The organism is Paenibacillus sp. cl123 (assembly GCF_900101595.1).
Taxonomy (GTDB): Bacteria; Bacillota; Bacilli; order Paenibacillales; family NBRC-103111; genus Paenibacillus_G.
In genome coordinates this window covers 554,138-577,717 of record NZ_FMYY01000001.1, presented here as the reverse complement: position 1 = coordinate 577,717, position 23,580 = coordinate 554,138, and the positions used below count along the sequence as shown (strand labels likewise).

Annotated in this window: 18 protein-coding genes; 5 read left to right on the top strand and 13 right to left on the bottom strand. The window is 53.2% G+C overall.

Annotation, left to right across the window (positions count from 1 at the left end):
• Positions 1-474 precede the first annotated feature (474 nt).
• Complete coding sequence (locus BLR08_RS02475) at positions 475-1,347, bottom strand: SDR family oxidoreductase (protein ID WP_072328042.1); 873 nt, start codon at positions 1,345-1,347, stop codon at positions 475-477.
• A 202-nt stretch (positions 1,348-1,549) separates the two neighbouring features.
• Here BLR08_RS02475 and BLR08_RS02470 point away from each other — a divergent pair, with 202 nt between their 5' ends.
• Positions 1,550-1,984, top strand: a complete 435-nt coding sequence (locus tag BLR08_RS02470; RefSeq protein ID WP_072328040.1) for an Rrf2 family transcriptional regulator — start codon at positions 1,550-1,552, stop codon at positions 1,982-1,984.
• Positions 1,985-2,083: 99 nt separating this feature from the next.
• On the opposite strand, the gene BLR08_RS02465 is transcribed toward BLR08_RS02470, so the two are convergent.
• On the bottom strand, positions 2,084-2,671 hold the full coding sequence (locus BLR08_RS02465; RefSeq protein WP_072328038.1) for a DUF2238 domain-containing protein: 588 nt from the start codon (positions 2,669-2,671) through the stop codon (positions 2,084-2,086).
• A 196-nt stretch (positions 2,672-2,867) separates the two neighbouring features.
• Between BLR08_RS02465 and BLR08_RS02460 the strand changes: the two genes are divergently transcribed.
• Positions 2,868-4,163, top strand: a complete 1,296-nt coding sequence (locus BLR08_RS02460; RefSeq protein WP_371117071.1) for an erythromycin esterase family protein — start codon at positions 2,868-2,870, stop codon at positions 4,161-4,163.
• Positions 4,164-4,245: 82 nt separating this feature from the next.
• On the opposite strand, the gene BLR08_RS02455 is transcribed toward BLR08_RS02460, so the two are convergent.
• The 7 genes from BLR08_RS02455 to BLR08_RS02425 form a co-directional block, all read right to left on the bottom strand.
• On the bottom strand, positions 4,246-4,863 hold the full coding sequence (locus BLR08_RS02455; protein WP_072328037.1) for an SGNH/GDSL hydrolase family protein: 618 nt from the start codon (positions 4,861-4,863) through the stop codon (positions 4,246-4,248).
• Positions 4,864-5,006: 143 nt separating this feature from the next.
• Positions 5,007-6,557: an extracellular solute-binding protein gene (locus BLR08_RS02450; protein WP_072328035.1), complete on the bottom strand. Its 1,551-nt coding sequence runs from the start codon at positions 6,555-6,557 to the stop codon at positions 5,007-5,009.
• 79 nt (positions 6,558-6,636) lie between these two features.
• On the bottom strand, positions 6,637-7,512 hold the full coding sequence (locus BLR08_RS02445) for a carbohydrate ABC transporter permease (RefSeq protein WP_072328033.1): 876 nt from the start codon (positions 7,510-7,512) through the stop codon (positions 6,637-6,639).
• An 11-nt stretch (positions 7,513-7,523) separates the two neighbouring features.
• Entirely contained in the window at positions 7,524-8,489 is a 966-nt protein-coding gene (locus BLR08_RS02440; protein WP_072328031.1) for an ABC transporter permease, read from the bottom strand.
• Between the two features lie 156 nt (positions 8,490-8,645).
• A complete protein-coding gene (locus tag BLR08_RS02435; RefSeq protein ID WP_072328029.1) occupies positions 8,646-10,466 on the bottom strand; it encodes a sensor histidine kinase in 1,821 nt (606 codons plus the stop codon).
• An 18-nt stretch (positions 10,467-10,484) separates the two neighbouring features.
• Positions 10,485-12,101 (bottom strand): response regulator transcription factor, encoded by a 1,617-nt coding sequence (locus BLR08_RS02430; protein ID WP_072328027.1) that lies wholly within the window; start codon positions 12,099-12,101, stop codon positions 10,485-10,487.
• 105 nt (positions 12,102-12,206) lie between these two features.
• A complete protein-coding gene (locus tag BLR08_RS02425; RefSeq protein WP_072328025.1) occupies positions 12,207-13,622 on the bottom strand; it encodes an FAD-dependent oxidoreductase in 1,416 nt (471 codons plus the stop codon).
• Between the two features lie 151 nt (positions 13,623-13,773).
• Between BLR08_RS02425 and BLR08_RS02420 the strand changes: the two genes are divergently transcribed.
• Positions 13,774-14,844 (top strand): LacI family DNA-binding transcriptional regulator, encoded by a 1,071-nt coding sequence (locus BLR08_RS02420; protein WP_072328023.1) that lies wholly within the window; start codon positions 13,774-13,776, stop codon positions 14,842-14,844.
• A gap of 147 nt (positions 14,845-14,991) precedes the next feature.
• Here BLR08_RS02420 and BLR08_RS02410 read toward each other — a convergent pair whose 3' ends face one another.
• Entirely contained in the window at positions 14,992-15,552 is a 561-nt protein-coding gene (locus BLR08_RS02410; RefSeq protein WP_072328022.1) for a dihydrofolate reductase family protein, read from the bottom strand.
• Between the two features lie 348 nt (positions 15,553-15,900).
• On the opposite strand from BLR08_RS02410, the gene BLR08_RS02405 reads away from it, so the two are divergent.
• Positions 15,901-18,192 carry an ATP-binding cassette domain-containing protein gene (locus tag BLR08_RS02405; RefSeq protein ID WP_371117066.1) on the top strand — a complete coding sequence of 764 codons (2,292 nt, stop codon included), beginning with the start codon at positions 15,901-15,903 and terminating at the stop codon, positions 18,190-18,192.
• A gap of 263 nt (positions 18,193-18,455) precedes the next feature.
• Here the strand turns inward: BLR08_RS02405 and BLR08_RS02400 are convergent, their stop codons facing one another.
• A complete protein-coding gene (locus BLR08_RS02400) occupies positions 18,456-19,487 on the bottom strand; it encodes an FUSC family protein (protein ID WP_072328366.1) in 1,032 nt (343 codons plus the stop codon).
• Positions 19,488-19,531: 44 nt separating this feature from the next.
• Entirely contained in the window at positions 19,532-20,386 is an 855-nt protein-coding gene (locus BLR08_RS02395) for an AraC family transcriptional regulator (RefSeq protein ID WP_072328018.1), read from the bottom strand.
• Between the two features lie 238 nt (positions 20,387-20,624).
• Here BLR08_RS02395 and BLR08_RS02390 point away from each other — a divergent pair, with 238 nt between their 5' ends.
• Positions 20,625-21,923, top strand: a complete 1,299-nt coding sequence (locus tag BLR08_RS02390) for an alpha-glucosidase/alpha-galactosidase (RefSeq protein ID WP_072328365.1) — start codon at positions 20,625-20,627, stop codon at positions 21,921-21,923.
• Between the two features lie 206 nt (positions 21,924-22,129).
• Here the strand turns inward: BLR08_RS02390 and BLR08_RS02385 are convergent, their stop codons facing one another.
• The gene (locus tag BLR08_RS02385; RefSeq protein WP_083536676.1) at positions 22,130-23,572 is read right to left on the bottom strand and encodes an ABC transporter substrate-binding protein; all 1,443 of its coding nucleotides are present in this window, start codon (positions 23,570-23,572) and stop codon (positions 22,130-22,132) included.
• Positions 23,573-23,580 lie beyond the last annotated feature (8 nt).

Sequence of the window (23,580 nt, the reverse complement as noted above, 5' to 3'; positions counted from 1 at the left end):
CAATAAATTGAAATGCGAACGATAGAAAGCGCACTCATGGACCCCATTATTTGCGACCTCGTATAATAAACCGGTTTACTAAATCGGTTTAGTATACGATATTACTACAAGTTTCGATATATTTCAACCGTATTATCCATTTCTTGTCGTTGTTCTGTGATAATGTCACTATAGGACCGGAGACATTGACATTGCCGAAAGCATAACTGAAAAAGAGCGGTGGGAAAGATCTTCGAGGGGACACATGACAAACAAGGAAGGAGCAGCAGCGCTGGGGCTGACGGAGCGGCAGGTCGTTCGACTGTAGCGGAAGTATGAGAACAAAGGAGGAGGTCGTGCACTTATACATGGGACGCGGTCGTGGCCGCCGTGTTCCGCCCCACCGAAGGCCGAGAAGGATACTCGGTGTTATTCAGCAGGGCATCTACAAGTACGGCGTTCTGCTTAGTCTGTTACAACACGCTCTCGTGTATTTTATTTATTTTGTGAAATTACATGAACAAGTTGGCGGAGTGCTTCGTTAATTGGCGTAACCGGGCGACCAAGAATTTTCTCAAAATCATTGCTTTCGACTTCCAGGGAACCGTTCCGAATGCTTTCTTGAATGCCTACTACTATCGGAATCACAAAATCAGGCAGCCCTAAGCCTGTCATGATCTCTGCATATTTTTCGTCGCTAACTTGCTGTACAGGTATTTCTTTACCCAATACCTTGCCAAGAGCAGATGCCAATTCCTCTTGAGTTAGAAGTGGACCAGAAAGCTCATACACTGTATTTTCGTGACCCTCTCCAGCCAGAACTGCTGCTGCAGCGTCTGCGTAATCTTGCTGCAGGGCCCAGCCTACTTTCCCATCTCCGGCAGAAGTTACCCATGGAGCTCCTGCAATAGCACCCTGAATGCTTCCAAGTTCGTTTTCCAAATACCAATTGTTACGTAAAAGGGAATAAGGGATCCCGGTTTTGATGATAGCTGCTTCTGTGGCAACATGAGGCGGCGCCATTAAATTTTTGCTTTCTGCTGCATTGGCTAAGCTTGTATAAGCGATAAATTTTACCCCTGCACGTTCAGCGGCTTGGACAGCATTCGTATGTTGTTGGATTCTTGTTTCATTGTCACCGTCGGCAGAAATAAGTAGTATCCGGTCAATCCCTTTATAAGCATGATCTAATGTCTCTGGACGGTCATAATCACTTTGACGAACTTCCACCCCACGATTACGAAGTCCTTCTGCTTTCTCTGGATTGCGGACACTCACCACCAAGTTACTCGCAGGTACTGATTTCAATAATGTTTCTACAATTTTTGAACCTAATTTCCCTGTTGCCCCGGTTACCAAAATTTTCATTTACGTTCCCTCCAGTTAAATTTCATCTGTAACATTTTCAATTACATGTATTCATTCTAATTACATGTAACCACTTTGTCAACAAGTTAAATATGATATATTATTTTGGTCACATTTTGGTATAATAAACTTGTAATCAAAACAATTACATGATAAAGAAATAAAATGATACAAAGATCAGTGAATAAGGGGATGTTGGAACATGTCCATCAGCAGCAGATTTTCAGTGGGAATTCATATATTAGCTCTAATTGAATTAAATAATGAAGGGGTAACATCTTCTGAATTTTTAGCTGCGAGTGTTAACACGAACCCAGCCGTTATAAGAAAACTGATGGGGATGCTAAAAAAGGCCGGTTTGATAGAGGTACAGCCGGGAATCGCAGGTGCTAAGCTCGCAAAGGAATTATCTCGGATCACCCTGTTCGACGTATATAAGGCAGTGAATGTCGTGCAGGAGAAAGAGTTGTTTAGCATACATGGAAGTCCGCACCCGGATTGCTTCGTTGGCAGGAACATCCAACATACAATTGAGCCCATATTTACAGCCGCGCAATTAGCCATGGAGAACGTTTTAAGAAATGTTACTATGGAAGATGTCGTGGGGGATATTGCCAATAAAGAAAACATCTGTTAGAAAAAGGCATTCCCAACGGAATGCCTTTTCTCCTTCTTCTCACTTAATCAACCATTTGTCCCTTCTTCTAGCAAGATGGACTCTTACCACAAATTGTGATTACGGCTCCTTTACGGCTCCTCGTAGGCGGATATAGAGTGCGGCAGGAATGGCAGTGACGGTGCAGCAAATGATATCGGCCATCGTATCGACGAGGCTCCCCCCTTGAGAATGAAATCCGAGCAGCCGGTCCCCGGTGAACTCGAAAATTTCCCAGCAGCCGGCCATGCCTACCGCGAAGAATAGACTGAACCAAGAAGCTAATGAAGCGTATAGAGGTGACGGCAGTTCGCTCTTTGCCAGCTTCTTGAAGATCACAAGCCCGACAAAGCAAAGAATGAATCCGGAGAGTAAATGCTCGATCTTATCCAAGTAAGGGATGACTCCATAAAATCCCCAAAAATTGGCGAAAATCATCGTGATAAAAATAAACGTCAAGACCGAAAACCGCAGTACGGGAAACAACTCGGTGTGTGTCAATTTCAAAATGATCCTCAGCAGCAGCAATGTTCCTACAATAAAAACTGCCTGCATGAGCTTTGCCGAATTGCCTTGTAAGAGGAAATAAACGAGACTGATAACGGTGGCAGCATACAACACCAGCTCAAAACAGTCGTTGACAAAATCTTTTCTTCTGCTTAAACCCATGTCAATCCCCCTTCTATAAGTAATTCGGCATCCGCGCAATGGGCGCCTTCTCTAAGATTTTCTTACCTTAATTAATAACCATTTTTCGTCCAACTCAAAATACGAGATTAGCGCAGACACGCCGGGCTGAGCAAAACACTTTTTTCTGCCAATTGTACATACTACAAAAGTAAAATTGATAATAGGAGCTGCCCAAGTGTACAAAAAAACGAATATGAAGACCGATATGCAGGAAGCCGTCGTGGAACAAATCAAGCAGCAATCTGTACGGCTTAACTCCAATGATGATTTGGATATGCTAATCGAAGCGATCGGCGATAAGAAATACGTGCTCCTCGGTGAAGCGACGCATGGAACATCGGAATTTTATAAGCTGCGTACGGAGCTGTCGCGCAAACTTATCGAAGACAAAGGCTTCGCTTTCATCGCCGTTGAGGGCGACTGGCCCTCCTGCTATGAGGTCAACCGCTATGTGAAGCAATACAAAGGCGCCAAGTTAAGCGCGCGCGCGGCGCTGGAAAGTTTCAACCGCTGGCCGACCTGGATGTGGGCCAATGAAGAAGTCGAAGAACTGGCTGACTGGCTCAAGGGGCATAACGCCCGCAAGCCGCTCCGTGAGCGGGTCGGCTTTTACGGCCTGGACGTCTACAGCTTGTGGGAGTCCCTGGCCGAAATCGAGCGCTACTTGCAGGAGAGCGGCACCCCTGAACAGCTTGACTTGGCGCGGAAAGCTTTCGCATGTTTTGACGCCTACAACAAGGATGGGCAAAATTACGGCGTATCCGCCGCTTTCTACGGTGAAAGCTGTCAAGACGAAGTCGTGAAGCTGCTGAAAGAGCTTCATGCCGCAAGGGTACAGTACGACGAAGACAGCGAAGCGGCCCTTAGCGCGGAGCTCAATGCGCTGGTGGCCGTGAACGCGGAGGACTACTACCGTACTATGGTGCGCCACAACGCGGAGTCGTGGAATGTCCGCGACCGGCATATGACCGAGGCGCTCCGCCGCCTCGCCGAATACCACGGCCCAGACGCCAAGGTCATCGTCTGGGAGCATAACACGCACATCGGCGACGCGCGTGCGACAGATATGCTGGAAGACGGCATGGTCAACGTCGGCCAGCTTGTGCGCGAAGCGCACGGGGAAGCCGATGTGTTCGCCATCGGCTTCGGCACCTACCGCGGCACGGTTCTGGCCGCAAATGCTTGGGGCGCGCCGGTGGCGACGATGCAAATCCCGGCTGCCCAGCCGGGCAGCTGGGAGGAGCTCATGCATCGCGCCGGCGCGTATGATCAGATCCTCATGCTGAACAGAGAGGATCCGCTGCTCGGGCGCGAGGCGCTGGGGCATCGTGCCATCGGGGTCGTGTACCACCCGGCGCATGAGCGCGGGAACTACGTTCCCTCTGTTATGGCGCAGCGGTACGACGCCTTCGTGCATGTGGATGAAAGCCGTGCGCTTCATCCATATGCAATTGAAAAGGTGTTCGTGTGAGCCTTCTCACACGAACACCTTTGATCTTACTTCCATAAATGACGCACGACATATCTTCAAGCTTCCGCTTATGGCGGTTCCGTCATATACGCTCCAGGAAAGGAATCGCCATCGCGGCAATCCGCTTAAAGCCCTCCTCGTTCGGGTGCAGCCGGTCGCTGCTGAGAAAATCAAGCGTGAAGCGGTTAAATCCGCTTTCCCCGTACAAATTCAGCACCGGAAGCGCATATTCGGTGCCAATGACCCCAATCGCCTCCACATAGTCCGCCAGCCGGTGACCTTCCGCATTCACGGAATGAATGTCGTAGCCGTCTTTGTCCCGTTGAAGCGGCGTCCACAGGTTGAGACGGCATGCGGGATTTTTGGTGAGAATATCCTCTACCAGTGTTGCATACGCCCCATAGAACGTATGAATATCCCGTTCCCCCATTCGGCCGATCGGCATCCCCAGCCGGAAATCGTTCGTTCCCGCGAAAACGGTGACACAATCGTACACGGGCTCCAGCTGCCGGCCGATGTGGACCGTCGCCCCTTCATCGCGGTCGCTGCCAGCCGTGAGCGGACACCCGCCTCGTCCCTCGTTCAGCACAGTGGCGAAGCCAAGCGCCGCGCTGACCAAGGGCTGATAGCCGCCCGCCGCCGAAATGCTGTCTCCGAGCGTACACCAGCTTTTTCCCTGCCATTTCAATGAACCTGTCATCTTTGCTGCACCTTCCCTACCCATACATCATGACTATATTTTATCTAACCTGAACACAATCGGCAAATCATCCATCCGGCGAGTTTACTCTTAAAAAAAGAGAACATGCGCTGCCTAGCAGGCACGTTCTCCTCGGAACCAACTTACTTTTTCACTGTGGCGTACCAGTCGTTTACTTCCTTATAGCTTGCATCTCCGCCGGCGGCTTTGAATTTCGCTTGGAAAGCTTCAATACCGCTAATCGGTTCCGCTCCGAAAATCAGCTTCGTCGTATAATCTCCAACCATCGTATTCAATTGTTGGAAGTTTTTAGAGAATTCCGGCAAGTAAGGCGCCAAGCCTAACGGATCTTTAATTCTTGTGCTAGCCGGTTCAACCGTATTCATGAAATTCCAAGCCTCAAACAGACGAGGGTCTTTACGAACGCGAGCCTGCCAATATGTCGGATAATTTTTATCATCCGTACCCATTAAGAAGTTGTTCGCCTGATTTCGCTCGTCGGTGAAAATCGGCTGAATCGGCAAGTAGGCGCCGTCTTTTAGCGTATAGTGCTTGTTTTCTTCACCGATCGCCATCGTTTTGAAAGTTTCGGGTTCCAGCTTGGCGTTCATCCATTTGATCGCATCCTCCGGATGCTTGGACGCTTTCGGAATAAACGTGATCCGGTCGAAGCCTGCCGCTGCGTTCAAGCCGGCTTTGCCGTCTTTTCCTTTCAAGGCCGGGATGAAGCCCGCTTTGGCATTCGGATTGTTTTTCACCAGCGCATCGTTCACAGCCGGAACGTCAGCCCAGTGCAGCATGATCATGCCGGCCCTCCCGCTGGAGAACTTTTCTTTGGCCGTTGCATCTTTGTTCGCGGCGAACTCTTTATCCAGCAGTCCTTGCTTGAAGAGGTCATTGGCGAAAGTCACGTAATCCTTGTATGCAGGGTCCAATACGCGTGGCGTGAGCTTGCCATTCACATCATTCCAGAAAGTGGTCATGCCGAATGCACCGACGATGTTACTGATGAACATCGCGTCGCCTCTAATCGTAAGCGGAATATTTTTGTCGCCGTTGCCGCCCGGGTCTTTTTCTTTAAACGCTTTCAAAACAGCCACCAGTTCATCCAGCGTAGTAGGAGTTTTCATGCCCACTTTCTCGAGCCAGTCCTGCCTGATATACAAGCTCTCACTGGCGAAGGAAATCGTTTTGGTCGGGATGGCGTACAGCTTGCCGTCTACCTTGGCCGCTTCCAGGACGGCTGGATCTACGGCTGCTTTGATGTTCGGTCCATATTTATCAATCAGAGGTCCCAGGTCCGTCAAGGCGCCTTTTTTCGCATAATCTGCAAACAACGCTTTAAAATCAGTTCCTCCGCCCGTCGTTACCGCATCGTACGGTTCACCGGAAGCAATGAGGATGTTCAGTTTATCCGCCGCTTTGTCTTGAGGCAGCATGTCGTACTGCACTTTATAACCCGTCTTCTGCTCGAGGTATTTCGCGACCGGATAGGTGTTGTAATCGTCTTTCTGCCAGATTTGCAAAGATTTCAACTGAGGCTTCGGTTCGTTCGCCGTCGCTGCCGGTGCAGGACTAGCCGGAGCTGCGCCGCCGGCAGGCGTCTCATTTTTGGAAGAACATGCGACAAGAGAAGTGACCGATAAGCTTGCTGTGAGCGTTAAAAGCACCGCTTTATTGTGTCTTTTTAACATGTGCAAACCTCCCTGATTAATTGTATATCCTATATCATTAAGCCCTGAGACAGCTAATCGCAAGGGCGTTAATGCACACTCACCCTTTGACGGAACCGATTAAAACGCCTTTGACAAAATGTTTTTGCAAATAAGGATATACGAGCAGCATGGGTATGATCGACGCGATGACAGTCGCTGCGCGGATCCCTTCCGGTGAAATGTTCATCATATCGTCCACGCTTTTGTTCACGGCATTGGAACTGTCCGCATCCATCACAATGTCGCGCAAGTACAGCTGCAGCGGCTTAAGCCCGGCATCGTTAATATAGAGCATCGGATGGAAATAATCGTTCCAGAAGTATACGGCATAGAACAAGGCGATCGTGGCGATTACAGGCACGCTTAACGGGATAATGATTTTGAACAAAATCGTGAAGTTGCGGGCTCCGTCCATTTTGGCGGATTCCTCAAGCGCCTCCGGCAAAGATTCGTAATAGCTTTTGATCACGAGCATATTGAAAACGCTGATTAATGCAGGAAGCATAAGCGACCAAAGGCTGTTGATAAGATGCAGCTGCTTCATGAGCAGATAGTTCGGAATGATGCCGCCATTGAACATCATCGTGAAAATGAACAGGATCATGATGAACGAAATGCCCGGCAAATATCTTTTGGACAACGGATAGGCCGTAAGCACGGTAAGGAGAATCGCCAGAAACGTTCCCACAACCGTAATCAGCAGCGAAATGCCGATAGAGTGCAGAAACTGGGATGAAGACACAACATATTTCATCGTATTCAGTTGAAAGCCTACGGGAATGATCCCTACCTTCCCCGAGATAACGGCGGATTCATCGGAAACCGCTTTGGATAAAATATTGACGAGCGGCAGTAAGGTAGCCAGACCGGCAACGATGAGAAAGAGGTAAATAATGAAGTCCAATACCCTGTCGCCAATGGTTTTCTTATGCATAGTTTCGCCTCCTACCAGATGCTGCGCTTGATCAGCTTTTTACTCAATTCATTGCCGCCTACGATCAGGATGAACCCGACAACGGAGTTGAACAAGCCGACAGCCGTACTGAAGCTGTAGTCCTGCTGGCCAAGACCTTGGCGATAGACGAAGGTCCCGATGACATCCCCTGTCTCATAAACGACCGAGTTGTACATCGTCAAAATTTGCTCCGTACCCGCCTCCAGCAAATACCCGAGGCGCAGAATCAAAATGAGAATGATCGTCGGCACGATCCCCGGCAGTGTAATATACAGCATTTGCCGAATGCGTCCCGCACCGTCGATGGAAGCGGCTTCATATTGCTCCTGCTCGATCCCGGCGATGGCGGCAATGAAAATAATGGCGTTCCAGCCCGATTCCTTCCAGCCGGCCGTGAAGACGACGACGCTGCGGAAAAATTCGTTGTCCAGGAAAAAGGAAATCGGCTCACCGCCGAACCATTGAATCACGTTGTTGACCAGTCCGCCCGACGGGGACAGAATATTGATGAACAGCCCGGAAATAATGACCCAGGATAAGAAATGCGGGAGGAAAATGATCGTCTGGATCGCTTTCTTGAAAAATATTTTGCGCACTTCGTTCAGGAATAACGCAATGATGATTGGAATCGGAAACAACAGCACGATCTTGTATAAGCTGATCAGCAGCGTGTTGATGAAGACTTGATAAAACTGCTCCGAATGCATCAGCTTCTCGAACTGGTCCAGTCCGACCCATCGGCTTCCCATAACTCCGTCGAAGATATTGAAGTCCTGGAAGGCGATAATAATGCCGTACATCGGCGCATATTTGAATAACAACAGGAATATTAATCCGGGCACCAGCAGCAAATACAAATCATAGTTGCTTAAGACCAGCTTCCACCTGCCCCTGCTTTTAGCCACTGGTTTGGCGTGAGCTTTTTGCAGCTCCAGCTCCGCTCGCGGTGTACTCATGAATGGCTCACCTCCGTGTTCTTGTAGGACAATTATATCGAGTGGCCAACATGAAATGTAGGTGGTAAAATTTCTGTTTCTGGTGGAATCTTATCGTGTTCTAAAAAAAACACCGCCTCATCTGCAGCGCTTTCTGCGATAAGCCGGTGTTTGCATTCAGGAGACTGGATAGCCGATCCGGACCGTAACCGTCGTTCCTTCGCCGGGCGTGGACTGAATCTGCAAGCCGTACAAATCCCCGGCGAACAGCTTGATGCGCTCATTGACATTGTACAGTCCGTAGGAGCTTCCGGATCCGTCGGATTTCATCGTGGGCCGCGGTTCTGTGAGCAGGCTTTGCACCAGCTCCTCCTCTATGCCGATCCCATCGTCCGTAACGGAGAGGATCAGCACATCTTCTTCTTTGCGGGCTCCGATATAGATCGTCCCTGTCTTGCTTTTGGATTTGCGGATGCCGTGCAGGAGCGCATTCTCAACGATGGGCTGAAGGGTTAATTTGGGCATTTCCACTTCTTCCAGTCCCTCCTCGATATCGAAGACGACTTGAAACGATTTGGGGAAACGGTTCAGCTGGATTTCCAAATAGACCTTGGCCAGATTCAGCTCGTCGGTCACACTGACCAAATCTCTGCCTTTGTTTAAGCTGAGCCGGAAATATTTAGCCAAACCGTTGATCATGTTCGAAATATCCGGCACGTTATGCCCGATGGCTATCCAATTGATCGTATCCAGCGTGTTGTACAAGAAATGCGGATTGATTTGCGCTTGCAGAGCCCGCAGCTGGGCCTCGCGCTCCTGCACCTTGGATTGATACGTTTCCTCCATCAAACCGTGAACCCGGTGAATGAGATGGTCGACGCTATTCTCCAGCAGCTTGAAGTCGCCGCCGGCGTGCAGCGCACGATCGTCCAGACTTTCGATCCCGCCCCGTTTGATCGTGCGGATGACGGTTTGGATGCGCCGGTTCATGATGCGCACGATCATCGCGAGCAAAATAAACACGAGCAGCAGGAACAGAATCGTCACGGTCGAGATCGTCGCGATGCCCGAGAACTGGTTCAGGGCGACAGCCCGGGAGCTGATCTCCAATTGCGGCACCTCAGCCACGAGCTTCCATCCCGTCGAAGCCACCTTCGTATAGATCGCGAACCGCTGATCTTTCTCATCCACCATCCTGATCACGCCTTCATCATGGCGGGCAATTGTCTCCCGCTGCTCGTCCGTCATCATTTTCTTGCCGAGCAGCGACTTATCCCTGTGCGAAATAACCGAACCGTCGCTGCCAAGCAAATAAATTGTGCCTTCTTTGGTTAACTTAATTTTATTCAAAATATCAGTAATGGTCTTCTCGGCCACATCGATGAGCAGCACGCCCGAAATTTGATCGTAATCATGCAAGTCCCTCAGCATTCTCGCTGCCGAGAAAATATAAGCCGGCCCCCGGTCGATATACGACTCCAAGTAAGCGCCCGACCACACGATGGCGCCGCCCGAATTCATCACCTTCTCGTACCACGGCCAATTTTTCAAGCTTTCCTGTGTAAAAAAGTTGACCTTCTCGCCTGTAAACATCCGGTCTCCGTTCACAAACAGCCGAACCCGGTGTACGTTCGTATTCGCTTCCGAGCTGTCCACCAGATACCGCAGCTCTTTCAGAGCTTCCAGCTGCTGCTCGAGCGTCGCTTGTCGGTTTAAATATTCGCCCAGCTTCGGATTCATGAACAGCGTATTGGACGTATCGCGAACCGAGTCGAACTGGAAATCCAAATTGATGCTCGCCTGCTTAAGCGTTTGCAGCATCGTGTTCGTGACTTCGTCTTCCAAAATCTGCGAAGATTTCTGTGTATGCGCGATCAGCAGCACGGCTGCCGGAATAAGAATGAACAGCACGTAGCCAAGCAGCCAGTATTTGGCCGCCATCATTCCGTTCGCAAGCAGCAGCACGTAATTCCAGCCATTCGTTAGCAGCCGTTTCATGGAGGTTGGCCCCTTCTTTTATATCATCTGATCGCGGTATGCGCTTGGCGTAAGTCCGACATATTTCTTGAACAGCTTGCTAAAATAGCTGGGGTCGGCGTATCCGACCTGGAAGCAAACCTCATAGAACTTATTCCGGGGATCGCTGAGCAATTCCTTCGCCTTCTCGATGCGGACCTTCGTCATGAACTCATTGATCGTTTCGCCCGTTTCCTGCTTGTACAGGAGGCACATATAAGTCGGGGACAGAAACACCTCTTTGGCAATATCGTTTATTTGCAAATTGTCCGCATAGCGCTGCTCGATAAGGGCGCGGATGCGCTCGATGACGTTTTTAGGTTTCCCTCTCCGCTTCTCCTCAATGCGCTTGCACACCTGCATCAGATGCTCTTCGACAATCGCTCTTAAATCCGCAATCCGTTCCTGCTTGAACATACGCTCCCATAAGTCTCTCTCCTTATGCTCCATCTCCGCGCCCAGCATATTAAACTCCTGCAGCAGTCTGTTCGTCTGTACAATGAGCTGCAGGCTTACGTTGCGGCCATAGGCGAACCCCATCATGCGGTTCCGGGCAAGCGAGGTGAACACATCGTCCAGCTCCGCGTGCAGCGCCTCTTGGTCCGCCGACTTGATCAGCGAGTAAATACGTTCGGCTTGAGCGGTTTCAAAACGATACACATGCTCATTGTCATGCTGCAGATGGTCAATGGAGATGACATGGTTTTTGCCCAAATACCATCGTTGGTCGGCAGCCTCCTGGGCCTGGTAATACGATTGCGGCAAAGACGCCAGCTCGGCTATACGCTCGCCGACGCCGATCGTTACGCTGATTTTCAGCCATTTCAACAAGCTGTCCCGAATGTCTTCGGCCACGGCAAGCAGCAGCTCTTCCTGCGCATCCTCCTCATCCATCCGCAAAATCCCTACAAACTCCCCGCCCCGGTTCTCAAACACATAACCCCGCATATGCTTGCCGATGAGCTCCTGGACAATATTTAATATGGAATAGGACAACAGCTGCTGATCTCGCTCGCTCCGGGCGGCCGCGACCTGCGCGCTATCGTCGATTTTCACGACGATCGTCCAATACACCGCTTCGAGGGGCAGATCCAGTCCAAGAAAGTCGAGCCTGTCTTGAATTCGGCCGGGGTGCTTAATGCCGTCGCGAATTAAGGACATAAGAAACTTCTCGCGCAGAAGCGGCATGCTTTCAGTCAGCTTCACCTGCATATCGACGATATAGGTGCGCTCCTGCTCCGCCTCCTGCAGCTCGTTCACGACGCGCTCCACAACGGCAGCCAGCTCCAATCGGTCCACGGGCTTGAAAATATAATCGACCGCATTGACCTTCAGCGCCGATTTCAAATAATCCGCATCGTCATGCCCGCTCACGAAAACGATTTTCATCGCCGGGAAGCGCGCTTTGATCTCATGGGACAGCCGGATGCCATCCATATGCGGCATACGGACATCCGTCAGCACCAGATCCGGCTTGAGCCGCTCGATCAACTCCAGCCCTACATCGCCGTCATCCGCTTCCCCTACAACTTCAATGCCATATTTATCCCATTCAAAATAAGTCATTAACCCATGACGGACAGTCGGTTCATCGTCAATGATGACGAGTCGAAACATACGGCACAGCCCCCTTATGCTCATAGATTCTGTAAACGTCTGATAGGGAAAAAAGAAGACCGCCTCACCGCAAGCAGCGGGTCAGGACGATCTTCTTGAGCTCGGTTATTTGCTTTCCTCGTCGTAGTGAATGGGACCGGAAGCGACGGTGACAGCCTCCGCTTGACCCGGATGCTCGCCTAGCCATGCTCCCTGCTCGATCAGCTTGCGCTGCAGCTCGGGAATATTCACCTCGCGGAAGCCCCCGCCCGCGGCGTTAGCCATCGCCGCAGCCGTACCGGCCGCCTGGCCCATGGCGAAGCAGTTCGGCATGACGCGCAGCGAGCCTTGGACAGGACGGTCCGACGAAACCGAGCGCCCGGCGACGATCAGGTTGGACTTGCCTTGCGGCAGCATGCAGCGGTACGGAACGCCGTGAGATTTGCCTTTCGGCAAATGCTTGATGACCATCGTGCTGCTCGCATTCGCCAGATGAATATCGATAAAATACGCATTGCGCGCGATGTCGTCCTCGAACGTCCGCATGGAAAGGAAATCATCCACGACCAGCGTATAATCCCCGGCGATGCGGCGCGTTTCTCTGATGCCGATCTGGTCTCCGGAGTGTACGAGGTGAACGTTCTCGAAGCCCCGCACATATTTGCGCAGGAATCGGATCTGCGTATCGATCAGCTTGCGCCCTTCAATAGCGGCATAGGTCAAATCCTCCGCTTTCGTGCCGTCAATGCCGAAAATATGTCCGAAGTTGAAGCCGGCGATCGAATCCGTTATCCATGCGATGCCGGATACGCGTTTGCGCCCTTCCGGCAGGTCGCCGTTCTGCTGCGCTTCCACGATCGTTTTGTCCAGTTGCTTGGATTGCCCGGTTTCTTGGCAAAATTGATCGAAGCGCGCCTTATCCGCCCCTGTCACCAAATAGCACATCGTCCCCGGCTGCAGCTCGCCATTCTCACCGCCCGTCTGGAACGGAACGCCGGCCAGCGCCGCCAAATCCGCATCTCCCGACGCGTCAATATACAGCTTGGCTTGAACGACCGAACGGCCGGATTTATTGCTGATCACCAGTCCGCTGATGCGGTCTCCGTCCAGCAGCACTTGATCGGCTACCGTGTGGAATAAAATGTTCGCCCCGCTGTCCAGCACCTGCTGATCGTAAACCCGCTTGAGCGTCTCCACATCGATCGGCACCCAGTCCAGTTGCTCCTGGAAACGCCGGTGAAACGCCTCTCCGGCCTCCCGCTTCATTTCATTCAGCAGATCGAGTCCGATTCCGCGAATGATCGGCTTCTCACCGTCCGAGTAGGGGCAAAAGGCCGGCACCAATGCGGCTGTACCCATGCCGCCCAAATATCCCCGCTGCTCGATGAGCAGGGTGTCCGCCCCGTTGCGGGCTGCCGCCATCGCAGCGGCAACGCCTGACGCGCCGCCGCCTACAACGACGACATCCGGCGTATATGATATTGGAAGCTCAGATGTTATTGTAATCGTTTGCTTACCTGCTTTTCCTGCTTCGTTACCCATTAGCTCATCCTCCACATGATCGGATACCTTCATTATAGTCCGGTTTTCGGATGAAACCAGTTTAATTTTAGTTTAATCTAAAAACCGTTCGTGGTACGATACAGCATATCGCACGAATGCACCGATCCTGTTGAATAGAGGTGAGCCGTCAATGCCTATACGCAAAGAAGTCACGCAGAAAACGATCGCCAAAGAACTGGGCTTAACCGTGCAAACCGTATCCAAAGCGCTGAAGGGCAAACCCGGCATGTCGGAATCGACGCGGCAGCTGATCCTGGAAACGATGGAGCAGCGCGGTTATTTTACGAAAGATCAAATCCGCAGTTTACGCGCCGAGCACATCGCGCCTTATCCGGTAGAAAAAATGAGGTTCCTGCTCGTTCAAACCGAAGCCTCCGTCAGCTATAACGAACGTTTGATCGGCGGCCTGCGCGATCGCTTTGCTTCCTTCGGCCACCATATTGAGGCGTGCCTGCTGCCTACTTCCATTCGGGAGGGGGCGATGTCCGGCTGGTTGGAGGAGCACGCCCTTGCTTACACGGACGGCATCTTCATTGCGCCGAGTCTTACGCCCAAGTCGTGGGAGGATGAGCTTCTGAAGCTGCCGGTTCCGAAAATATTGCTGAGCTACCCGCCGCTCGGCACAAGAGTCGACAGCGTCATCTGGGACATCTATGAAGCCACGTACCAGGCGGTCGCCTATCTGCGGTCAATCGGTCATGCCGATATCATGTACGTTGGAGATACGCATCACCAACGGGGGTTTATTCTCCGCTGGCAGGCGTTCCAGCACGCCATGAACGAGTTCGGTGCGCCGGTCGATCCCGCCAGGCACTCGATCGACGAGCGGATCGCCAATCCGTTCTGGCTGGACGACCTGCGCGCGAAGCTGTTGGCCGACCCGCCTACGGCTATCATCTGCGGCGTGGACGGCGAGGTTCCGGCCGTGTACCGGCTGTGCGCCGAGCTCGGTCTGCGCGTGCCCGAGGATATTTCGCTTATCGGCATGCTCAACGACCAGCCCGCTTCTCTGCCGGCGTTCACCCGGCCGCTGCTCGCCGTACGCGAGACGGGGTACCGCGCCGCTGACCGGATGCTCTGGCGTATCGCCAATCCGACGCTGCCGTGCGAGCACATCCGCATCCAGGGCGAGCTGCGCATTGGCGGGACGACGGCCGCGCCGAAGGCGCCTGAATTTATAAACGAAGCAGCCGACAAATAGCTGGTAGATTTCACGTCCGACAAGCAGACCGTCAGCCTGGTCCATCAGCTCCTCCGTATACTGGTGGAGCTCCTTAACCTCAATCACCTGCGTGTGGTCACAGCAACCGTCCAGCGTCACATTCACCATTCTGAAGGTGCGCCGCGGTCAGACGATCACACGGTAGTGCAGATGAACGATGCCGCTTCGGAAGCGGCGTTCACCGAGCAGCTCGAGCTGCATACAGAGGGTTTCCGGCCATGCTCGCTTACCTCTACCCAATACGATCGGATTAAGAAGCAGATGACATTCGTCGACCAGTCCCGCGCTCATCGCCTGGCCGGCAAGCTCAGGACCGCTAATCGTAATGTCAGCTTCTGAAGACTCCTTCAGCCTCCGAATCGCATCGGGATCGAATTCGCGCTCGAGCCTAGTCCTGGCGCTTGACACCGCCTGAAGCGTCCGGGAATACACGATCTTCTCAGCCGCTCGCCAGATCTGCGCGAATTCCCGCTTTACCTCCGGTTGATCGCCGCTGGCGCCAGCCGTCTCCCAGTACACCATCGTTTCATACATACGACGCCCGTAGACGTAAGTGCCAATCGCCCGCTGGAAGTCGGTCCAGAACGCATACGTCTCGTCATCGGAGATCGTCCAATCCATATGGCCGCTCCCGTCCTCCATATACCCGTCCAAAGATACGTTACCAGCGTAGATCAGTTTAGCCATTTCAATAACCCCCTCCCATCTACTGATGTATGAGCATCACAATTGTTCCCGGCCTTAACGCCTGCGGCCCAGCTTCTTTGCATGTCATCAGTCCGCCTTGCCGGTACTTGGATCGACGATTCTTGCTCACAGTCAAACCATACTGTATACGCTCAGGGAACCACCATCTCTCCCTCGCCGGAGGCCGGCCGAAATAACATCATTTTACTCACATCCCCGGCTGTTTGTCGAACAGAACAAACCGCATCCGCGACCTTGAAGTCTCTCTACAAATAGCCATCTAATTATGACATAGGTTGTCGTGATTAATCCGTTATACTGTGAAAGCTAAGAAAATGAAATTCCGAGGTGAAGTCTGTGAACGTGGAAGCTATCATCATCAAAGGAGCACGCGAGAATAACCTGAAAAACGTGAATGTCCGGATACCGAAGCGAAAAATAACAATCTTCACCGGCGTCTCGGGCTCGGGAAAATCTTCCCTGGTATTCGACACCATAAGCGCAGAAGCGCAGAGGCAGCTTAATGAAACATTTACCGCATTCATCCGCAACCGGCTGCCCCGGTTCAGCCAGCCGGATGCCGATCTCATCGAGAACCTGTCCACGGCGGTTGTGATCGACCAGAAACGGCTCGGCGGCAATTCCCGTTCGACGGTCGGCACCGTCACAGATATTTATGCCATGCTTCGGCTGCTGTTCTCCAGAATCGGCAAACCTTTCGCCGGCAATTCGCATGTTTTCTCATTTAACGACCCGGCCGGCATGTGCCCGGAATGCTCCGGAGTCGGGCAGGTGGTGCAGTTCGATGTAGACAAGCTGCTTGACAGGTCCAAGTCGCTGAATGAAGGCGCGGTCCTGTTCCCCTTATTTAAAGTGGGAAGCTGGTATCTGAATACGTATACCTATTCCGGCTTGTTCGACAACGACAAGCGGCTGGCCGATTATACGCCGGACGAATGGAACACCCTCCTCCACGGTAAGGAAAGCAAGATCGTCTACCACTCCAAAGGCGGCGATATCGAATCGGATTATGAAGGTCTGCTCTCCAAGCTCACCCGCCTGTATATCAAGCGGGACAGCAGCGAGATGTCGGATGCCAAACGCGAAACTCTCGACCGCTTCCTATCCTATAGCGAATGCGGCCTATGCGGGGGAAGCAGGCTCAATCAAGTGGCCTTGGGCTGCCGGATTAACGGCTACAATATTGCCCAATGCGCGGCTATGGAGATTAGCGAGCTGGTACGTATGATCGAAGCCATTAGGGATCCCATTGCCGGCCCCATGATCGACGGGCTTCTGACCCGGCTGAACCACCTGGTCTCCATCGGGCTGGAGTATCTGAGTCTGGACCGACAGACCGCAACTTTATCGGGCGGGGAGTCGCAGCGCATCAAGATGGTCCGCCATCTGAGCAGCAGTCTCACCGATATGACTTACATTTTCGACGAGCCGAGCGTGGGGCTGCATCCGCGGGATGTCCACCGTCTAAACGGCATGCTGCGGCAGCTTAGGGACAAAGGAAATACCGTACTCGTCGTCGAACATGACCGCGAAGTCATGGAGATCGCCGATTACATCATCGATGTCGGACCTCATGCGGGAACCCGCGGCGGAGAAATCGTCTACGAAGGCGATTTTGCGGGCTTGCTCCGCGCGGATACCCTGACTGGACGGTACTTGAAGCAAAGTCTGCCCTTGAAAACGGCGACCAGGGCGCCCAAAGGTTGGCTGACCGCAGCCAGCGCCAGCCTTCACAACCTTAAGGATGTCACCGTCCATATACCCGCAGGCGTGCTGACCGTCGTAACGGGGGTAGCCGGGTCAGGCAAAAGTTCATTGATTAACGGAGCATTCCTGCCGGCGCATCCGGAGGCGATTGTCATTGACCAGTCGGCCGTGGGTACGTCCATCCGTTCCAATCCGGCTACCTACACGGGGATGATGGACGAGATCCGCCGGCTGTTCGCATCAGCCAACAAGGTTAGCGCTTCTCTGTTCAGCTTCAATTCCAAGGGGGCCTGCCCCAACTGTCAGGGGCTCGGGATGATTTACACGGATTTGGCTTTTCTCGAGCCCGTAAGGACGACTTGTGAAATATGCGAAGGCAGGCGGTTCAACGATGAAGTGCTGGAGTACAAGCTGAATGGAAAATCCATAAGCGACGTCCTCGCCATGACGATTCAGGAAGCTTCGGCGTTCTTCAGCGGGAAGGAGCTGCTTCGCCAATTGCAGACGCTGGAGGATGTGGGCCTCGGATATATGACGCTGGGCCAGCCTCTAAGCACCTTGTCGGGCGGGGAATGCCAGCGCATCAAGCTGGCCGGGGAACTTCGCAAGGAAGGCGGTCTGTATGTCATGGACGAGCCGACTACCGGACTGCATATGTCCGATATCTCTCGTCTGATGGACATTATGAACCGCCTGGTCGACGGGGGCAACACGGTGGTGGTCATCGAGCACAATCTGGATGTGATCAAACGTGCGGACTGGATTATTGACATGGGCCCCGAGGGCGGCTACAGGGGCGGGCAAATCGTCTTCGAGGGCACACCCGCTCAACTGGCTGCCGCCGAGCATTCGATTACAGGCGCGTATTTGCGCAAGACAGAAGCCGGCCGGATAGATGGAATAAACTACTAAAGGTCATATTGTTGGACCCATCGGCCGACTCGCCACGGGTTCAATCCGCAATCCCTTGCCCCGTCTGTGGTGCGAATCCTTCAGGGATTTCATGTGAGCTTGGGGTTCGCACTTATTGTACCGCGGCGGCGAAGATGCCGTCTACTCCAAACACCGACCATTTCATACAAACTTTGCGGGGGATTCGGGTAAAAGCAACCATCCAAGAGAAACGCCAAACAGCCGCACCGGTTGGACCCGGTACGGCTACAAAACGCCTCCGCTCACTTCTTCTCCTCGCCCCGATGATACTGCTCAACCAGCTTGTCCAGCCGGGCGATATGGTAGCTGTACTCGAACATGGAGGACGCAACGATGCTGATCCGCAGCTCGTCCTCCTCCCTTGTATGGACGCTGCCCATCATATCGCGCAGAAACCGGGCGCTCTTCGCCTCCATCAGCTCGGCTTCCGGCGGGTCGGTTTCCTTCAGCTTCTCATCGAACTTCAGAAGCACATGCTCGTGAAACTTGCACAGCGTCTCCAGGTGACGGTCAAATTCACTGTCAGGCCGGCTGTCCCGGTCCGTCTGGAAGTAATGCTCCTCTACCGCGTCGAGCACATCGGCTCCTTTGCGCAGGGCGACGAGCATCTGCTGGTACACGACCAGGTCGCGGATTTTGCCGAAGTGATTGCCTCTCAGCGACTTGTATTCCTCTTCGACCAGCTTGAACTTGTCGGCCAGCGATTTGAGCGAATCCTCCAGCGCCTTCTTCTCGTCCCGGAAAATATTTTCCTTGATCTCATTGGAGATTGCGGTGCGCAGCAGAAGCGACAGCTTCGTAAAGACGCTCTGAATCTGCGCGACGAACTGCTCGCGGGGACGCGGCGGGAGAAAAAAGATATTGATCAGCGACGCCGTGCCGATCCCGACCAGGATCTGGGCGAAGCGGCTGAGGGCAAACTCCCATTGGCCCGAGGCTTCCATCACCGCAATGACGGTCACCAGGGTCAGTCCGATGCTGTCCTGCATCTTCAGCTTCAGGCATATCATAATGACGATGATGCAGATCAGCCCGATCGCGAACGGGTCCTTGGAAAAATACATCCCGGCCAGCATCGCCAGAACGGCGCCCAACGTATTGGCCTGCAGCTGCTCGAGAAAATGGCGCCACGAGCGGTAAATCGTAGGCTGTATGGCAAACATCGCCGCTACCGCGGAGATCACCGGAGACGGGAAATGCAGGAAGAATGAATTGAAATATAGGGTCAAGGTGACGGCAAGGCCGGTCTTGAGCATGCGCGCTCCGAAAGCCACATTCATCCCTCCTTGTAATCTTCTACATATCGACTATTGACCGCTCAGCAATTATACGGATTATGCAGGTCCTGCCGGTATTCGGAAGGCGTTAGCCCGTAGCATTTCTTGAACTGCTTGGAGAAATACAGCGGGTCGGCAAAGCCGATCGAGGACGCAACCTGCTCCACGGTCAGCGATTCCTGCAGCAGCAGCTTCGCACGCTCCATCCGCACCTTCAGCAAATACTGCATGGGCGACAGGCCCGTATGCTGCTTGAACATCTTGGACAGGTGGGTGCGGTGATACCCGAGCGACTTCGCCATCTCCTCGATGGAGATCGGCTGATAATATTGCAAAGTCAGCCACCGGATCGCTTGCTCGATCTGCCGTTCGATCACCGGGCTGTCCTCCTTGCTTACCTCGCCTACCGCGGAAGCGGTCGAATACTCGGCCAGGATCAGACGCAGCACTCCGCCTGCCGCCAGCTCCTTGCGCAGCTGGCCTTCCCCCCGCAGCGACTGCTCCAGCTTGTGATAGAGCGCGTTCATCCGCCGCGGCCGCTCCGCCAGAGCGGTCGGGGCGTTGCGCGTCAGCCCGCAGACAGCAAGCAGCTCTTCGGCGCGCGCTCCCTTGAAAGCTGCCCAGCGGTATTTCCAAGGGTTTCCATCCTCGCAATCATAGCGGACCAGCTCTCCGGGAAAGATGACGAAGCTGTGCCCGGGACCAAGCCGGTAATCCGTATTCCGGCAGCGGAAGACGCCTTGTCCCGCAACCACGGTATGAATCAGATAATAATCGAGCACCTGCGGTCCCACGCGGTGTCCCGCCATCGTTTGGGCATGTCCGCTGAACAGCACGGTCAGTTCTCCTTTGCCGGGAGACGGATTAAAGGCATTGTCATAATGAGCGTGCGGCATGGGTAACAGCCTCCTTTTGTCCATAAGCGCCCTACATCTGTCTCTTGCGATTATACTCGGCTTTCTACTAGGCCGCAAGCGCTCGCGTCTCAAATCCGGCAAGCTCCGGAAAAGTCTCTACAATCCTACATTTGTCTATAAGCAAATGGATTCTCTCCATGTTCGTTGCGAGTAGGATCAGCTATAGTCAGAAGCAGGAAGTTCAAAACAAGCTGACTTAAGAAGGGAAGAGATGGATTTGAATAAAATTACGTTTATCGGTGCGGGCAGCACCGTATTTGCCAAAAACGTGCTTGGCGATTGTATGATGACTCCGTCGCTGCAAGAATTCGAGCTGGCTCTGTTCGATATCGACGAGCAGCGCCTCAAGGATTCGGAGAGCATGCTGAACAATCTGAAAGCGACAACAGGCAGCGGCTGTACGGTCAAAGCCTATTCCGACCGCAAGGAAGCGCTGCGCGGAGCCAAATATGTGATCAATGCCATCCAGGTCGGCGGCTACGATCCTTGCACAATCACCGATTTCGAAATTCCGAAGAAATACGGCCTTCGCCAAACGATCGCCGATACGCTGGGCATCGGGGGCATTTTCCGCAATCTGCGCACAATTCCGGTTATGCTCGACTTCGCGCGCGATATCCAGGAGGTATGTCCGGACGCGTGGTTCCTGAACTATACGAACCCGATGGCTGTCCTTACCAACGCGATGAACACGTACGGTGGCGTCAAAACCGTAGGTCTCTGCCACAGCGTGCAGGTGTGCATGCCGCATTTGTTCAAAAGCCTCGGCCTCGATACGACCGGCGTCAAGACGAAAATTGCCGGCATCAACCATATGGCGTGGCTGCTGGAGTGCACCCGCGACGGCGTTGACCTGTATCCCGAGATCAAGCGTCTGGCCGCCGAGAAGCAGAAGGAAAAGCACAATGATATGGTGCGCTTCGAGCTGATGTTCCGCTTCGGTTATTATGTCACCGAGTCCAGCGAGCACAACGCCGAATACCACCCATACTTCATCAAGAAGAATTACCCGGAATTGATCGAGCAACTCAATATTCCGCTGGATGAATATCCGCGCCGCTGCATCAATCAAATCGAACGCTGGAAGACGATGCGCGAAGAGCTCGTGAATGATAAAAATCTGGAGCATAAGCGCTCCCATGAATATGCTTCCTATATGCTGCACGCGATGGAAACGAACGAGCCGTTCAAGATCGGCGGCAACGTCATGAACACCGGCCTGATCACCAACCTGCCGCGGGAAGCATGCGTCGAGGTGCCGTGCCTGGTCGACAGCAACGGCGTAACGCCGACTTATGTCGGAGATCTGCCTCCGCAGCTGGCAGCGCTGAACCGGACTAACATCAACACCCAGCTGCTGACGCTCGAAGCGGCGATTACCGGCAAGAAGGAGCATATTTACCACGCTGCGCTGCTTGATCCGCACACAGCCGCCGAGCTGTCGATCGACGAAATCGTTGCGATGTGCGACGAGATGATCGAAGCGCACGGCAACTGGCTGCCTAAGTTCGTATAAGCGGCAAGCCATCGTCCATATACAGCCGGTTCTCGGCTTGAGAGTTGAACAAACAGGAGCTGCGATACGCGCACTCGAAAATCCCTTCCGATAAGGGATCACCGAGCGCAGCGTAAAGCAGCTCCTCTTTCTTTTAGCGTCAGCAGAAGGAAGTCCGTATGAGAGAAATGTCTGTGTCCTGTCCGGCTTACTTGGTCCTTCTCCGCTTACTTGGCCTTGCCCGCCTCGTTTTTGTCCTTCTCTTCCTGCTCCTGTATGCTCCTTGTGAGGGCCAGCTGTCCTTGCTCTTGAACGGTTTTCAGCGCTTCATCCACCGTTTTCTTGCCGTCTATGGCAGCCTGAATCTCGGTCCCCGCCAGCTGACTGAACTGCATGTAGAAATTCTGCGGCAGCTTCTCCATGTCCTTGTACAGCGAATTTTCATTCATCTTCAGCATATAGAACGGCTCCAGACTGCGGCCGTCCCGCTCCTTCACAAATGCGGTCCGGGACGACATGGCGCCTTGATCGATATTGGCCATCAGCCGGGCCATTTCCTCGCCGCTGATATATTTGATAAATTCCCAAGCCGCCCGCTTGTTAGGGGATTGGGCGTTCACAGCGAACAAGTTGGACACCGATATGGAGTTCGTCACTTCGCGATTTTGCGGATCAACCGGCGCCGTAACGAGATCCCAGTTGACCGGGGTGACGTTCTTCACCGACTCCTTGGCTCTCTCCAGCTCGGTCAGCGTATAGGTGCTGCCGATCATCATCGCCGCTTTCCCCGCAACAAACGGATTCCGCAACGCGAAATCGCTTATCGTCATCGGCTGGTTCGGATCAAATTTCATCGGGTCCTCCGTCATGATGGACTTGGAGCGGTAAGCGTCCACCGTCATCTCCAGCACCTTTTTCCAGCCGTCCGTCTGCACCGTCACCTGCTGCTTGTCCACATCGACAAACGACATGCCGTTGGTAGCGGCGATATTGTTTACAAAATAATACGTCGCCGCCGGTCCCGAATTAGTCATCCCCAGACCGTAAACCCGCTCGTTGTCCGCTCCTCCCGTTGGAAAGCGCTTGGCCAGCTGCAGCACTTCTTCCCACGTCATCTTGTTCGTAGGGAGCGGCACCCCGTGCTTCTCGAACAAATCCCTGTTATAGAATAATGCTTGGCTGTAGAACGTTGGGGACAAGCCGTACAGCTTGCCGCCGCCCTTCGCCCGGATGGTGGCGGTCACGCTGGCCAGCAGATTATCGATATCGAACTTGTCCTGCTGGATGACGCTGTCCAGCTCCAGCAGCTTCCCTTCCTCCGCCGCGGTCTGGAATTCATCGGGATTCGAGTACAGGAGCACATCCGGCTGTTCCTCATCCAGCAGCTTCTGGAATGCCTTCCGGGGGTCTTGTCCGCCATCGCTGTATAAACTGCTGAGTGAAACAACCTGAACCTCAATATTCGGATACTTGGCCATGAACAAATTGCCATACTGCTGGAAGAACGACGATTTGTCGTAGTACATGACCTTGATGCTCGCCTTCTCGTCCTTGTCCAGCTTCTTCAAGGTTTCCCCGGATTTATCTCCGCCTGGCGTGCCCAGCTGACAGCCTGTCAGCATTGTACAGCACAGGAGCGCAGCAGCCCCTGCTTGCTTCCAACCGACCATTTCCCCCA

Bases quoted from the DNA above. Each gene is read 5' to 3' on its own strand.
- BLR08_RS02475 (WP_072328042.1), bottom strand. From the start codon at position 1,347: ATGAAAATTTTGGTAACCGGGGCAACAGGGAAATTAGGTTCAAAAATT.
- BLR08_RS02470 (WP_072328040.1), top strand. From the start codon at position 1,550: ATGTCCATCAGCAGCAGATTTTCAGTGGGAATTCATATATTAGCTCTA.
- BLR08_RS02465 (WP_072328038.1), bottom strand. From the start codon at position 2,671: ATGGGTTTAAGCAGAAGAAAAGATTTTGTCAACGACTGTTTTGAGCTG.
- BLR08_RS02455 (WP_072328037.1), bottom strand. From the start codon at position 4,863: ATGACAGGTTCATTGAAATGGCAGGGAAAAAGCTGGTGTACGCTCGGA.
- BLR08_RS02450 (WP_072328035.1), bottom strand. From the start codon at position 6,557: ATGTTAAAAAGACACAATAAAGCGGTGCTTTTAACGCTCACAGCAAGC.
- BLR08_RS02445 (WP_072328033.1), bottom strand. From the start codon at position 7,512: ATGCATAAGAAAACCATTGGCGACAGGGTATTGGACTTCATTATTTAC.
- BLR08_RS02440 (WP_072328031.1), bottom strand. From the start codon at position 8,489: ATGAGTACACCGCGAGCGGAGCTGGAGCTGCAAAAAGCTCACGCCAAA.
- BLR08_RS02435 (WP_072328029.1), bottom strand. From the start codon at position 10,466: ATGAAACGGCTGCTAACGAATGGCTGGAATTACGTGCTGCTGCTTGCG.
- BLR08_RS02430 (WP_072328027.1), bottom strand. From the start codon at position 12,101: ATGTTTCGACTCGTCATCATTGACGATGAACCGACTGTCCGTCATGGG.
- BLR08_RS02425 (WP_072328025.1), bottom strand. From the start codon at position 13,622: ATGGGTAACGAAGCAGGAAAAGCAGGTAAGCAAACGATTACAATAACA.
- BLR08_RS02420 (WP_072328023.1), top strand. From the start codon at position 13,774: ATGCCTATACGCAAAGAAGTCACGCAGAAAACGATCGCCAAAGAACTG.
- BLR08_RS02410 (WP_072328022.1), bottom strand. From the start codon at position 15,552: ATGGCTAAACTGATCTACGCTGGTAACGTATCTTTGGACGGGTATATG.
- BLR08_RS02395 (WP_072328018.1), bottom strand. From the start codon at position 20,386: ATGCCGCACGCTCATTATGACAATGCCTTTAATCCGTCTCCCGGCAAA.
- BLR08_RS02385 (WP_083536676.1), bottom strand. From the start codon at position 23,572: ATGGTCGGTTGGAAGCAAGCAGGGGCTGCTGCGCTCCTGTGCTGTACA.